A 13,071-nucleotide genomic window follows, 5' to 3' on the forward strand; every position below is an offset into this window, starting at 1 on the left:
AAGCCATGTAGATGCTAAAGCACCATGGCTTGTTCGCTATTCCTAGAAGTGTCGCGAATTTTAAAGAATATTTTTTATTACTTATCCATTACAAATGCCGTTTTGCCACGTTGATCTTCACTTAAATAACCAGCTAATTCTAATCGATCATGCCATTCTTTTTCTATAATAGCTGCCTTTAATGCATCATCCTCTTTCGTTGATAGCTCTACCATAATCTCCCCTTGATATTGCCAAACTTCAATATCTGCCGCATAGCCGGCAAAGCTTCCTTTATATGTTGTTGCCTTTGCAGGACCATATACGACAGCTTGGGATAATGTGTTTTGGTACCATGCTTCAGAATCCCAATTTAAAATTTTCTTCGGAACGTTTTCTAAAATTAATTTTTTTGCCGCATTTGGATCCACTGCATCATAGGAAACTTTAGATGTAGTCTTTAATGACTCCTTACGACTAATCGTGAATGTCCGATTACTACCCTTAATATCCATTTCAAATTTATAGTTGGACTCTGCTCCAGTAAAACCATGACTTTCTGTTATTGCAATTGCTTCATCCAGAGGTGTCTGTAAAAATCTCTTTTTATACGTGATATCCATATTATTGCTTCCTTTATATACACGTAAACGGTGGATATAATCCTCATTTAGAAAAGCTCTATTCGGAGTATCAAAGAAATAAATCTTTACTTCATCTTTTTTTGTAGCTTGGAAAACATTAAAAATATCCGATTCAGTGAAAAGTTCAGATTTAATATTGAATTTAATTTCATTCCCTGGCTCGATTGCTGCTTTAGCTCGTGTAGAATCCAATCCAATTATGCTAACAAGTACAATACCGATTAAACAAAAATTTAGTACCCATTTCTTCATGTTATTTCCTCCTCATTTTGTAGTAATTGCAAAATAGTCGTTTCTCTATTCGTAAATGAACTGTGAAAATAGATTGTCTTAAGTGCATGTATTTTCTTAGAAAGTGCAATGATATCATCATAATCTGGATGCGTTTTATAAAAAAATTCCTTATGTTGATTTTCGGAAAATTGAATTCTATATTTGCCTTTATTCCAATATCCCGTAAAGATAACCATAGCTGTTGGCTTTTTGTGAAGTAGCTCCACTAATTTCGCTTCATTTCGCTCAGGTACAAAATAAATGAAGTTTTCACTTTCTCTTATCTTTGTCATACATTCTAGTTTAAACTCTTGCAAAATTGTTTTGGTAGACAATAAATTTTCAAGTGCCTCATAACAATTATCAAATAACGACAACAAATCATAATCTACACGTATCGCTCTTGTCGTATGCTGAAAAAGATAAGTAGCAATATCTGCTGTTTTTCCTGAGAAAGAAGATGGGAAAATGATCGGGCAGCCTGGATTTGCATTGATATATTCCGTCATTTGCTGCAATACTTCTAAATTATTGATGCGCTTCTCAACATGGCCGCTATCTATAATGGCTAGATCATAAACAGTCCCGTCCTCTATCGGCAGTGCTGCTTTTAACAAATAGGAATCCACAACATAATCGCCAGAATAAAATATCACCTCCTCGAAAAAACGAATCTTATACCAAACGCTTCCTATTAGATGCCCACTATAGCCCCATTGAAAGGCAAGGCATTTACTAACAACTATCCACTCTCCGATTGATTCTGGTTGAAAAGTTCTTGTATGTTGAAAAGACTGTTTTAATTGCTGCGCAGTCATTTTACTCATAATGATCGGCCCTCTATATCCCCATTGCTCAAGTAAAGGAATAGCACCTACATGATCTGTATGTGAATGGGAAATAAACACTGCATCAAGCTTTGCCACATGAGCTTGTGTTAAATTAGGAGGAGTCTTCTGTCGATTGTTCATCACTCCGCAATCTAGTAAAATAGCATGTCCATTATTTTCAATGAAAAAGCAGTTACGCCCATACTCACCGACCCCACCTAAAATCTCTACATTAAGCATCTGCATGTCCTCCCCGTTTTTGCAGCCAATCTAATAGAAACATGAAAATAACGGTCATGATGACTGTAATCACCGCTACAGCCATTCCTACACCAACATTTCCTTGTTCAAATTGACTGTAAATAAATGTTGCGCCAGTCTCTACTGAAGGAGGCAAAATGAGTAATCCAGCGACAAGCTCACGCATGGAGATAATAAACGTTATCATCATTCCAGCAAGAATTCCCTGTATTAATAACGGAATGATGATATGTCGATAAACCGCCCAGCTACTTCGCCCAAAAATAGCGGCTGATTGGAATATCGAAGAATCTAATTGTGATAAAGAGGACTTTATATATTGCACGGAATATGGTAAAAAAAGTACACAATACGTGACTACAACCATTGTCTTTGTGTTATAGATGGTCGCTGGTAGCCACGGTGCATTCCAAAACATGATTAACCCAACTACAAAGACAATTCCAGGAATAATATTAGGCATTAAACTAAAGAAATCTAATACTTGCTGCTTTTTCGTTTCTCCCTTTTTAATGTATAAGGCAATGAACAAGCCAATAATTGCTGTAACGACAGCTGTGATTACGGAGAAAACAACACTATTTAAAAATGCTGACAATCCAGCACTTCCACTTGTAAACACTTCCTGGTAGGAAGCAAAGCTAAAATTCCCTGCCTGCAAACCATCGCCCCTTACTTTCTGCAAAGATGTCACAATAATTGAGAAGTAAGGAATACCGATTGATAGCAAAATGATGATTCCCACAAAGAACCATGAACCGAACTTGACATACCACTTATCTTCGATTTGGCGAATAGCTGGTGTTTTTCCAGATAGCACGCTATATGTATATTTTCGTCCAATAAGATTTTGAAAATACCAGATAACGAGACAAACTGATAGTAAAAATAATGACAGTGATGTTGCCATACTAATATCAACTGGCCATCTTGAAAGGTAAGAGTGAATCTCCGTTGTAAATACTTGAAAGCCAATTCGACTACCAAACGTAGCAGGTGTTCCAAATTCAGCAAGCGTTTTGATGAAAATTAGTAAGCTCCCAAGAACATAGCTAGAAACTACTAAAGGCAAAACTATCTTCATCCAATTTCTCCAAGAGCTTCGTCCAAAAATTAATGCAGCATCTAGAAAGGAGCCATTGATTCTTAATAGCGTATTTTTCAGCATTAAATATAAAAAAGGAAAAAGATGCAGGCTCATAATCATGACCATTCCAAATAAGGTGAAGAACGATTCAGTCATCCAAGCAGCACTTGGAAATAGCTGTTGGAGAAAGCCATTATTTTGCATGAACAATATCCATCCCATGGAGCCAATATACGGAGGTGTCATAAATGGAATGGTTAAAATAATATCTAGCCAATCGTATTTATATAAGCTTGTTTTCGTTCTTATTAACGCCATTGGGAATGCTACAATCGTAGTCCCTAAAACAACTAAAACCCCTAATAATACAGAGTTTCCAAGCGTTTGCCACATTCTTTCATTGGCAAACATTCTATTAATCTGCGAAACATCTAATTGCCCATCTTTTATAAACGTATAAAATGCAATGGCAATTAACGGTGCGATAGCAAACGTGACGACAAGTGTCAGTAAAAATCCAAAAGTTCGTCTGCCCTCCATAATCATTGATGATTCAATCCTTTCCTAGAAAAACTTCAAGGAGGCTAAAAAACCTCCCCTAACTACTTAACGAAAAATATCATTGAATTTAGTTAATACTTCAAGCTGCTTCGCTTCTGCACCTTTCCAATTCACGTTTAGCTGAGGAATTTCATCTAATGCTGCACGATCCTTAACAGGTATATCTTTGTTGCCTGGCAGTAAGTAGGCATTTGCTACAAGCTTTTGCCCTTCATCTGACAGTAAAAAATCAACGTACGCTTTTGCACTTTCTACGTTTTTTGCATCCTTCAAAATACCAACAGCTCGCGGACTGACAACTGTCCCGCTTTTTGGATAAATAATTTCTACTGGCTCACCATCAGCTTTTGCTTTATAGGCCATGTAATCTACCCCTGAAATTGTGGCATTTTTGTCACCAGTAATAACAGCATCTAACGCTTCCTTATTGGCACCATTCACCTGTAAACCATTTTCCTTCCACTTCTCCATCGTAGTCCAAGCTGTTTTTTCAGCTTCTGTATATCCGAATAGGAAGTCTACAGCAGAGCCTGACAAGCTAGGGTCTGGTATATTAATTTTATTTTGCCATTCAGCTTTTGCTAAATCTGTCCATTCTGTCGGAACCTGTTGCGTATTTTTAGTATTATAAGCAATTCCTAATGCTGAGGCACTGTAACCATAGTAATAACCTTCTGCATCTGACCAATCGCTATTGATTTTCTTGGCATTATCAGCGTCTTTATAGATTTGAAGTTGATCTGTTCCCTTTAAGCCCTCCATTGAAGCGACAGAGGCTAGTACGACAACGTCAGCTACAGGGTTATTTTTTTCCGCTTCTAAACGCGATAATATTTTGCCTGTTGTTCCTTGGAACATCTCTATTTTTATGCCTGTTTTCTCTTCAAATGCTTGTTGAATATTCGCTGCTAAACCATCAGGACCAGCAGAGTATACCGTTAAAGTTTTTTCTTCTTTTGGATTTGAACTTGCTTGATCATTCTTCTCTACCTCTTTATTTCCACAGCCTGCTAATGCTAATGTTAAAAGAATCCCAGCTGTAGCAAATAGTTTTAACCCTCGTTTTTTCAATGGTAACCCTCCAATTGATATATTTGTTTTTCATCAATAAAAACTTCAAGCTGTTTGCCATGTTCTATCGGTTCTGCTTCGTAAAAGCTCCAGTGCTTACCTTCTACCTGTGCTTGTACTAAATAACGATCACCAACAAAGGTACTTTTTACAATCATCGCTTGTTTTGCAATTGTACCTGGGCGTCGTAGTCTGGAAACTCCTTCAGGTCGCACAATATAATTACCTTTATCAAGCCAGTTCACTTTGCCGATAAAATCTGCTACATACGGTGTTGCTGGGGCGTGATAAATTTCTTCTGGTGTTCCTACTTGTGCAATTCTTCCAGCCTCCATCACGATAATTTGATCTGACATTGCCATTGCCTCTGTTTGATCATGTGTGACAAAAATTGCCTGACAATCTAACTCGTGAATAATATGCATGATTTCATCTTGCATTTTTTCTCTTAGTACTGCGTCGAGCGCTGATAATGGTTCATCAAACAAAATAAGCTGTGGATTTGTCGCTAGTGCCCTCGCTAGTGCTACTCGTTGCTGCTGTCCTCCCGATAACTCCCCTGGCTTTCGTTTTTCAAAACCCTCCATTTTCACCAATCGCATAACATGCTCCACTCGAGCCGGAATGTCCGACTTTGGAATAATACCCTTCAGGCCAAAAGCAATGTTTTGGAAAATAGTCATATGAGGCCATAATGCAAAATCTTGAAAAACCATTGCCATATTTCGCATATTTGGTTTTACATTTTTATGGAGTTTGGATGAATAAATAATTGTGTCATCAAAACGGATTTCTCCATTTGTTGGTTGTTCAAGACCTGCCAATACTTTCAATAACGTTGTTTTACCACAGCCTGATTGTCCTAAAATGGTAATGAACTTGCTATCCAGCTCCACATTGATGGGCCATAACGCTTGAGACTGTCCATATTTTTTTTCGATATTCGTTAATGAGATTTTCATCATATCCTCCTCGTTAATTACAACTATAAATTCCAGATATTTAGAAAATATTAATCTACTATTAATAACTCGTTAAAAAAAATCTAATAAACTAAAGCAAATACAAGATTTTTTCTAATTTACTTTAGGAGGATAAAATGAATAACATGAAGTTACAGGCATTTTGCCTACTCGTAGAATTAAAAAAATTAGCTCCTGTTGCCAAAGAACTTGGTCTTACAGCACCGACAGTATCCTTTCATATTCGCTCCATTGAAGAGGAATATGGCATCCGTTTATTTCGGACAAATGCAGGTGGATACCGTTTAACAGAAGCGGGAGAAGGACTCTATCATTACGCTCGCCAAATTGTACAACTACAAAAAGACATGAACCGCTTTGTCGAAAATCTTTTAGCGGGTAATATTGGGTCCATTCGTCTTGGCGCAAGCGGGCTACCTGCACATATTTTCATGCCGGATATTATCCATCTCGTTTCAACAGCTTACCCAGACATTCGAATATCGCTAGACGTAAAAACAGCACCTGAAATTGAACAAAAGGTAGCTCTTCAAGAATTAGATTTCGGGCTAATTATGGAAACAAAACAAGAAAATTCGTCTCTTATATACGAAACAATCGGCGAAGATTCCCTTGTATTAGCATTGAGTCCTACCCATGAGCTTGCAGCAAAAAAGGACATCACAAAAGCAGATGTCCTAAAAAACAAAGTATTATTGCATACATCCTCAAGTTCAACGAATCATTTTATAGAAAAATGGATGGACCCATTTCACCCATCCATTTATACGATCGAGCTAGATTCTGTCAGCACTATTAAGAAAATGCTTACTTTCGGAAAAACAATTGCATTTTTGTCAGTTGCCCTGATAGAGGATGAGTTAAAATCAGGACTTTTGATCAAAAAAGACTTACACGATGTGACACTTAATAGAAAGATTCAACTTATTTATCCTAAATCTCGTTTAGATAGCAAGATGGATGCGTTTATAAAAACTGCAATTTATGATTTAGCCAAACAATTAAAAATATAGCCTCTTATGACATAATTCCATAGTCAACATTAATAACATGGAATGGGAACTGTTTATCCCTATGAAAGGAGGGTTGTACTTGCTAACTGAGTTACTGACAGAAGATACTATACAACTCGCAAATTTTGTAAATACTTGGCAAGAAGCTATTCATTTAGCAGCAAGTCCACTTTTAAAGCACAATAAAATCGAAGAACGCTATATTGAGTCAATGATTCATTCCATCGAAAAACACGGACCTTACGTAGTCATTACACCGAAAGTAGCAATTCCACATGCACGGCACACAGAAGGAGTCAATGAGCTAGCCATGAGCCTATTAAGCTTACAAAAACCTGTTTTGTTTGGACCAGAAAAGCCTGTTTTCTTAATTATTGTCTTAGCTGCGACCGATAGTGCGTCGCATCTGCAGGCATTAGTTGACTTAACAAAGATTTTGCAAGAACCCAATCAAATCGACAGCATTATCGCCTGCCAGCATAAAGACGATATTATCAAAGAAATTCAACAAATTGTGGCAAAGGAGTAATCATAATGAAAATTTTAGTAGTGTGCGGGAATGGCTTAGGCAGTAGCTTTATTATGGAATTGAATGTAAAAAAAGCGTTAACTGAACTTGGAAAAGTTGCAGAAGTAACGCATACAGATTTAGCGTCTGCCAAGGCAGAGAAAGCGGATATTTATATTGGCGCAGAAGATATTGTCAATCAATTAGGCGAAGAGAGAGGTCATATCGTTAGTATTGTCAATATGATGAGTATTTCTGAAATTAAATCAAAGCTTAAACCACTGCTATGACTAATTAAAATTTGGATAGGATGAGGTGTTAATATGTTAGATGTTATTATGAATGACATTTTAGGAACACCAGCTATATTAGTCGGCCTATTCGCTTTTGTCGGTTTATTAATCCAAAAAAAGTCAGCTTCAACAGTTCTTTCTGGTACATTAAAAACGGTTATGGGCTTTGTTATACTTGGCGCAGGTGCAACCGTTTTAATTGGTTCTTTAAATCACTTTAGTAAAATGTTTGATCATGCATTTAATGTTCAAGGAGTTATCCCAAATAATGAAGCGATTGTAGCAGCCGCTCAAACTAGTTTCGGAACATCTACTGCCATGATCATGGTTTTCGGTATGATTTTGAATATATTATTTGCGCGATTTACGCCCTTAAAATATATATTTTTAACTGGTCATCATACATTGTTTATGGCGTGTTTAATTGCGGCATCGCTTTCGGTTGGCGGTATGAGTGGCACACCTCTTATAATTGTTGGCTCTATTATACTTGGTCTTTGTATGGTCGTATTCCCTGCCATTTTACAACCAACTGTTCGTCAAATAACCGGCAGTGATGATTTTGCTATTGGTCATTTTGGAAGTGTTGGTTATTATGTATCTGCTAAAATTGGAAAGCTCTTTGGAAACAAAGCCAAATCAACGGAAGATATAAAAGTTCCACAATCTCTTGGTTTCTTAAGAGATACATCTGTAGCTGTGTCCTTAACTATGAGTCTGTTTTTTATTATCGTTGCCCTTTTCGCAGGTCCATCCTATATTGAGACACAGTTATCTGGCGGTTCGAATTTTATCGTCTTTGCCATTATTCAAGCTATTACCTTTGCCGCTGGTGTCTATATCATTTTGGCTGGAGTGCGAATGCTAATTGCCGAGATTATTCCTGCCTTTAAAGGTATTGCAGATAAACTTGTGCCAAACACAAAGCCTGCATTAGACTGTCCTACTATTTTTCCGTTCGCACCAAATGCAGTTATTATCGGCTTCCTGTTTAGCTTTGTAGCAGGCTTAGTGTCCATGTTTATACTTCCCCTCATAGGGTTAAAAGTGATTGTACCTGGGCTTGTGCCACATTTCTTCACAGGTGCGGCCGCAGGAGTATTCGGTAATGCAACTGGCGGTAGACGCGGTGCTATGGTAGGAGCATTTGCCAACGGATTAATTATTAGCTTTATCCCCGCGATTCTACTTATCTTTATGGGTGATATCGGCTATGAAGGAACTACATTTGGCGATTCAGACTTCGGCATTGTAGGGATCATTATTATAAATGTGTTGAAATTATTTGGTGCAGTTTAAATATTATCGGATAGTAGGTCTCGTAAACACTTTAGGTGTTTACGAGGCTTTTTTAATATGCCAATAGTACTTATATCGCGATATCCCTACCTTTCTCACTATAAACATAGAGAAAATCAACTGCATAACAAACTAAATACTCAGTGATTAAAAAATAACGGGAATGATTTGAACCCATTTTCCTGTAGTAAATTGTAAATAATTTGATAACATTTAATGGTGTAATAAATATTGTCGTCTGACTTCTGACTTAGAATAACTTTTTGCCGATACAAATAGTACATACAATAGGAGGTACATAAATTGAAAAAATTATTGATTGGCTTGTGTTTAATAGCTTTATTAATAGCAGGCTGTTCAACAGCTTCACCAGAAAAAGCGAAAAATGACTATAAAATAGGTATCTTACTCTCAGATGCAGGGCTTGGTGATGAATCGTTTAATGACTCAGCTTTTAAAGGGCTTGAGAAAGCACGAGATGAGCTAGGTATTTTATTTGATTATAAAGAGGCGCCTGATGGCAATTACGAACAGAAGCTTGAGGAACTTGTTTCAGAAAAGTATAACGTTATTATTGGTCTTGGCTTCTCTGTACAGGAGGCATTAGAAAAGACTGCGAAGAAATATCCTGATCAACAATTCGTTTTTATTGACGGGCAATCAGATGTTGCAAATATCACTTCCATTACTTTTAAAGAACAGGAAGGTAGCTTTTTACTCGGAATGGTTGCAGCAATGACGAGTAAAACTGGAAAAATAGGATTTATTGGTGGTGCAAATGCTCCGGTTATCCACCATTTTGAAAACGGCTTTATTGAGGGTGCTCATTATTTTAATCCAAATATCGAAATTGTTAGTGAATATGCTGGCTCATTTGATGATACCGATGCGGGTGCCGCAATCGCAGAACGTTACATAAAGAACAAAGTAGATTTTATTTATCATGCAGCTGGATTCACAGGCTTCGGTGCTATAAAGAAAGCGGAAGAAATGGGCGTATATGCGGCCGGAGTTGATATTGATCAATTTTACATTGCAGAAAAAACTGTCGTAACATCGATGTTAAAAAATGTCGACCAAGCTGTTTTTCAAATTGCTAAAACATTAGATGAGAAAGGGAAAATTTCCGAAAAATCGTTGTCATTTGGTTTAGCTGATAATGGAGTGGGCCTAGCGGATATACGTGTTATAAAACTTACACCTGAACAACAGGCTGCTATTGAAAAAGCAAAAGAAGACATTGTCTCGGGTAAAATAAAAGTTACTGCAGAAAAGGGGAACAGCCAGTGACACTACGAAAAAAATTATTTGTGAACATCCTTATACCCATTGCCCTTGCAATGGCTATGCTTGGTTTTATTATCGTTCAAACATTTGATATACAAACAACTGCACAAGATGATACAGAATTATTACTGGCAGTGAAAGAACTTGAACAAAGTTTAGTTGTAGCAAGCCAATCATTAAACAATTACACTTTTTTAGACAGTGAGGCCAATAAAAATGAAGCTCTTTCAACTTTAAAAGAAACGAAAATAAATTTAGAAAAACTCTCAACAATTGCAAAAATATCTGAGCATAAGATAATCATCAAAAAAATCGAAGGTAAATACGACGAATTAGCAAAAGCTGCAGAAGCAGGATTTCATGCTCACAATCGTCCTGAGATAAAAAAACAAGCAATTAGAATATCCGGTATATTGAACGATATGTACTTACTGAAAAAAGAGACAAATGAATGGTATAAAGAAACGAATGATTTGGCAAAGCAAAAAATTTCTTTTATTACCACAACGGCCATCATAGGAAGTATCCTTCTAATTATTGCTACAATCGTTTTTTCATATGTCTCAACGAAAAGAATTACAAATCCGATTAATCGAATCGTGGATTGTGCACAATTGGTGGCTGCAGGGAAATTGACAATTGACACCTCTTCCCTCCCCTATAAGAAAGGCAGTCGAAATGAAATTGATCAACTAACTGAGAACTTCTCCAAAATGATTGTTAGCTTAAAAAGCACCGTACAATCCATTGATGATGTAGGTAAAAATGTTGGCCTATTTACAAAAGATGTGACAAGCTATATTGAAACCGTTAATGTAGGCAATAAACAAATTGCCGCATCAACAGACGAACTGGCAAAAGGAAGTTTAACTATCTCAGAAGATATCCAGTCAACGGCTATCCTTATGAGTACGATGACAGATCAATTTACTATTGTTCAGCAGACAAGCGATAAATCAGCAGCAAACGGTAAACAGGCACTTACTGCTGTTCAAAATGGTCGTAGTTCACTAGAGAAGCAATCCTCCATCGCGAAGGATATTACATCCACATCGCTGGATATTAAAGATTCTGTTACTCAATTCTCTCAATTCACAACAGAAATTCAGGACGCAGCTAAAGCAGTTCACACTATTGCCGATCAAACCAATCTGCTAGCATTGAATGCTGCAATCGAAGCAGCACGCGCTGGAGAGGCCGGAAAAGGATTTGCAATAGTGGCAGAGGAAGTCAAAAAACTTTCAAATGAAACTGAAAAAGCAACTAGTTTAATCACTTCTATGGCTACACATATACAAGATGGCATTACGCTCATTCTTTCTACCGCTGAGCGTGGACATCAGCTTTCTAATGAGCAATCACAATCAATGATCGATACAGAACAGTCATTTGAGGCGATTGCTACACATGTTTTAAACATTCATGATCAGTTACAGCACCTTACAAAGGATATGGAGCAAACAAGCGAAATAAGCCAGCAAATGAACAGTGCCATTGAAAACATTTCAGCTATTACAGAAGAAACTGCAGCAGGAACAGAAGAAATATCCGCTTCTACTCAAGAACAGTTAGGATCATTCCAAAAAATTAGTGAAAAGGTTTCAGAACTTCAAGAAATGACAAATACATTGTCTGTAGAGCTAAAAAAATTCACATTATAATGATCAATACAGCTTTTAATTAATAAGAAAAATCCCGAATAACGCTCAATATTCGGGATTTTTCTTATTATAAAGTTAAACCACCGTCAACTAAAACTATTGATCCTGTCATATAGCTAGCGCGATCAGATGCTAAGAATACAACCATTTAGCCTCAAATGTGATCGGGTACGCCGAAGAATTGCTCAGGTAAGCCTCAAATGTGATCGGGTTCGCCGAAGAATTGCTCAGGTAAGCCTCAAATGTGATCAGGTCCGCCGAAGAACTGCTCGGGTAAGCCTCAAATGTGATCGGGTCTGCCGAAGAACTGCTCAGGTAAGCCTCAAATGTGATCGGGTTCGCCGAAGAATTGCTCAGGTAAGTCTCAAATGTGATCGGGTTCGCCGAAGAACTGCTCGGGTAAGCCTCAAATGTGATCAGGTCCGCCGAAGAACTGCTCAGGTAGGCCTCAAATGTGATCGGGTTCGCCGCTGAACTGCTCGGGTAAGCCTCAAATGTGATCGGGTTCGCCGAAGAACTGCTCGGGTAAGCCTCAAATGTGATCAGGTCCGCCCCAAATGTGATCGGGTCCACCAAAGAACTGCTCGGGTAAGCCTCAAATGTGATCGGGTACGCCAAAGAACTGCTCGGGTAAGCCTCAAATGTGATCGGGTTCGCCGAAGAATTGCTCGGGTAGGCCTCAAATGTGATCAGGTCCGCCCCAAATGTGATCGGGTCCACCAAAGAACTGCTCGGGTAAGCCTCAAATGTGATCGGGTACGCCAAAGAACTGCTCGGGTAAGCCTCAAATGTGATCGGGTTCGCCCCAAAAGTGATCGGGTCCACCAAAGAACTGCTCGGGTAAGCCTCAAATGTGATCGGGTACGCCAAAGAACTGCTCGGGTAAGCCTCAAATGTGATCGGGTTCGCCGAAGAATTGCTCGGGTAGGTCTCAAATGTGATCAGGTCCGCCCCAAAAGTGATCGGGTCCACCAAAGAACTGCTCAGGTAAGCCTCAAATGTGATCGGGTTCGCCGCAGAACTGCTCGGGTAAGCCTCAAATGTGATCGGGTTCGCCGAAGAACTGTTCGGGTAAGCCTCAAATGTGATCGGGTTATTTCAATATTTAGATGCTATAAAAAGAGTCTAGGACATAACTGGCTAAAATCTTAAAAAGTGCGAGAAATCAGTTTTAGAAACGTTGATTTCTCGAGCTTTTCTGTTGTGAAATTTTTTAATTTTTCTTAGAAAATATACTTATGTCCCAGCCTCTTTCTTTTGTAGTCAACAATAAGTTCAGGTCTGACTTTTGAATTGGTATCCTTCTCCAATAGTCACAAAA

The 13,071-nt window shown here is 38.0% G+C and carries 12 protein-coding genes and 2 pseudogenes; 6 read left to right on the top strand and 8 right to left on the bottom strand.

The annotated features are described in order from the left end of the window. Window positions 1-77: 77 nt before the first annotated feature. The 6 genes and pseudogenes from AMS59_RS04970 to AMS59_RS26880 form a co-directional block, all read right to left on the bottom strand. A complete protein-coding gene (locus tag AMS59_RS04970; protein ID WP_053482639.1) occupies window positions 78-875 on the bottom strand; it encodes a hypothetical protein in 798 nt (265 codons plus the stop codon). Continuing rightward, on the bottom strand, window positions 872-1,966 hold the full coding sequence (locus AMS59_RS04975) for an MBL fold metallo-hydrolase (RefSeq protein ID WP_053482640.1): 1,095 nt from the start codon (window positions 1,964-1,966) through the stop codon (window positions 872-874). The genes AMS59_RS04970 and AMS59_RS04975 overlap by 4 nt, the downstream gene beginning before the upstream one ends. Continuing rightward, a complete protein-coding gene (locus AMS59_RS04980; protein ID WP_053482641.1) occupies window positions 1,959-3,620 on the bottom strand; it encodes an iron ABC transporter permease in 1,662 nt (553 codons plus the stop codon). Before AMS59_RS04980 ends, AMS59_RS04975 begins: the two co-directional genes overlap by 8 nt. Window positions 3,621-3,680: 60 nt before the next feature. Continuing rightward, window positions 3,681-4,706, bottom strand: coding sequence for an ABC transporter substrate-binding protein (locus AMS59_RS04985; protein ID WP_053482642.1), 1,026 nt, complete (start codon window positions 4,704-4,706; stop codon window positions 3,681-3,683). Between the two features lie 334 nt (window positions 4,707-5,040). Continuing rightward, window positions 5,041-5,085 carry a hypothetical protein gene (locus tag AMS59_RS26875; protein WP_369814307.1) on the bottom strand — a complete coding sequence of 15 codons (45 nt, stop codon included), beginning with the start codon at window positions 5,083-5,085 and terminating at the stop codon, window positions 5,041-5,043. Window positions 5,086-5,188: 103 nt separating this feature from the next. Continuing rightward, window positions 5,189-5,671: pseudogene (locus AMS59_RS26880) on the bottom strand (ABC transporter ATP-binding protein); the annotation flags it as partial. A gap of 134 nt (window positions 5,672-5,805) precedes the next feature. Here AMS59_RS26880 and AMS59_RS04995 point away from each other — a divergent pair. The 6 genes from AMS59_RS04995 to AMS59_RS05020 all read left to right on the top strand — a co-directional run bounded on the left by AMS59_RS04995 (window position 5,806) and on the right by AMS59_RS05020 (window position 11,750). Then, window positions 5,806-6,702, top strand: a complete 897-nt coding sequence (locus tag AMS59_RS04995) for a LysR family transcriptional regulator (RefSeq protein ID WP_053482644.1) — start codon at window positions 5,806-5,808, stop codon at window positions 6,700-6,702. A 79-nt stretch (window positions 6,703-6,781) separates the two neighbouring features. After that, complete coding sequence (locus tag AMS59_RS05000; RefSeq protein ID WP_053482645.1) at window positions 6,782-7,231, top strand: PTS sugar transporter subunit IIA; 450 nt, start codon at window positions 6,782-6,784, stop codon at window positions 7,229-7,231. 5 nt (window positions 7,232-7,236) lie between these two features. Next, window positions 7,237-7,500, top strand: coding sequence for a PTS sugar transporter subunit IIB (locus AMS59_RS05005; RefSeq protein ID WP_049666973.1), 264 nt, complete (start codon window positions 7,237-7,239; stop codon window positions 7,498-7,500). 33 nt (window positions 7,501-7,533) lie between these two features. Then, on the top strand, window positions 7,534-8,802 hold the full coding sequence (locus AMS59_RS05010) for a PTS ascorbate transporter subunit IIC (RefSeq protein ID WP_053482646.1): 1,269 nt from the start codon (window positions 7,534-7,536) through the stop codon (window positions 8,800-8,802). A gap of 303 nt (window positions 8,803-9,105) precedes the next feature. Next, window positions 9,106-10,092, top strand: a complete 987-nt coding sequence (locus tag AMS59_RS05015; protein WP_053482647.1) for a BMP family protein — start codon at window positions 9,106-9,108, stop codon at window positions 10,090-10,092. After that, window positions 10,089-11,750 (top strand): methyl-accepting chemotaxis protein, encoded by a 1,662-nt coding sequence (locus tag AMS59_RS05020; RefSeq protein ID WP_053482648.1) that lies wholly within the window; start codon window positions 10,089-10,091, stop codon window positions 11,748-11,750. The genes AMS59_RS05015 and AMS59_RS05020 overlap by 4 nt, the downstream gene beginning before the upstream one ends. Before the next feature lie 67 nt (window positions 11,751-11,817). On the opposite strand, the pseudogene AMS59_RS26885 reads toward AMS59_RS05020, so the two are convergent. Continuing rightward, window positions 11,818-11,898, bottom strand: a pseudogene (locus tag AMS59_RS26885) (SDR family oxidoreductase); the annotation flags it as partial. Then, entirely contained in the window at window positions 11,883-12,722 is an 840-nt protein-coding gene (locus AMS59_RS24850) for a hypothetical protein (protein WP_234007681.1), read from the bottom strand. The pseudogene AMS59_RS26885 and the gene AMS59_RS24850, both read right to left, overlap by 16 nt. Window positions 12,723-13,071: the final 349 nt, after the last annotated feature.

Origin of the sequence: Lysinibacillus sp. FJAT-14745 (genome assembly GCF_001275675.1) — a bacterium.
Lineage (GTDB): Bacteria > Bacillota > Bacilli > Bacillales_A > Planococcaceae > Lysinibacillus.

What these genes read in the sequence shown, in the direction of transcription:
- AMS59_RS04995 (WP_053482644.1), top strand. Translation starts at nt 5,806, where the DNA reads ATGAATAACATGAAGTTACAGGCATTTTGCCTACTCGTAGAATTAAAA.
- AMS59_RS05005 (WP_049666973.1), top strand. Translation starts at nt 7,237, where the DNA reads ATGAAAATTTTAGTAGTGTGCGGGAATGGCTTAGGCAGTAGCTTTATT.
- AMS59_RS04970 (WP_053482639.1), bottom strand. Translation starts at nt 875, where the DNA reads ATGAAGAAATGGGTACTAAATTTTTGTTTAATCGGTATTGTACTTGTT.
- AMS59_RS04980 (WP_053482641.1), bottom strand. Translation starts at nt 3,620, where the DNA reads ATGATTATGGAGGGCAGACGAACTTTTGGATTTTTACTGACACTTGTC.
- AMS59_RS05010 (WP_053482646.1), top strand. Translation starts at nt 7,534, where the DNA reads ATGTTAGATGTTATTATGAATGACATTTTAGGAACACCAGCTATATTA.
- AMS59_RS04975 (WP_053482640.1), bottom strand. Translation starts at nt 1,966, where the DNA reads ATGCTTAATGTAGAGATTTTAGGTGGGGTCGGTGAGTATGGGCGTAAC.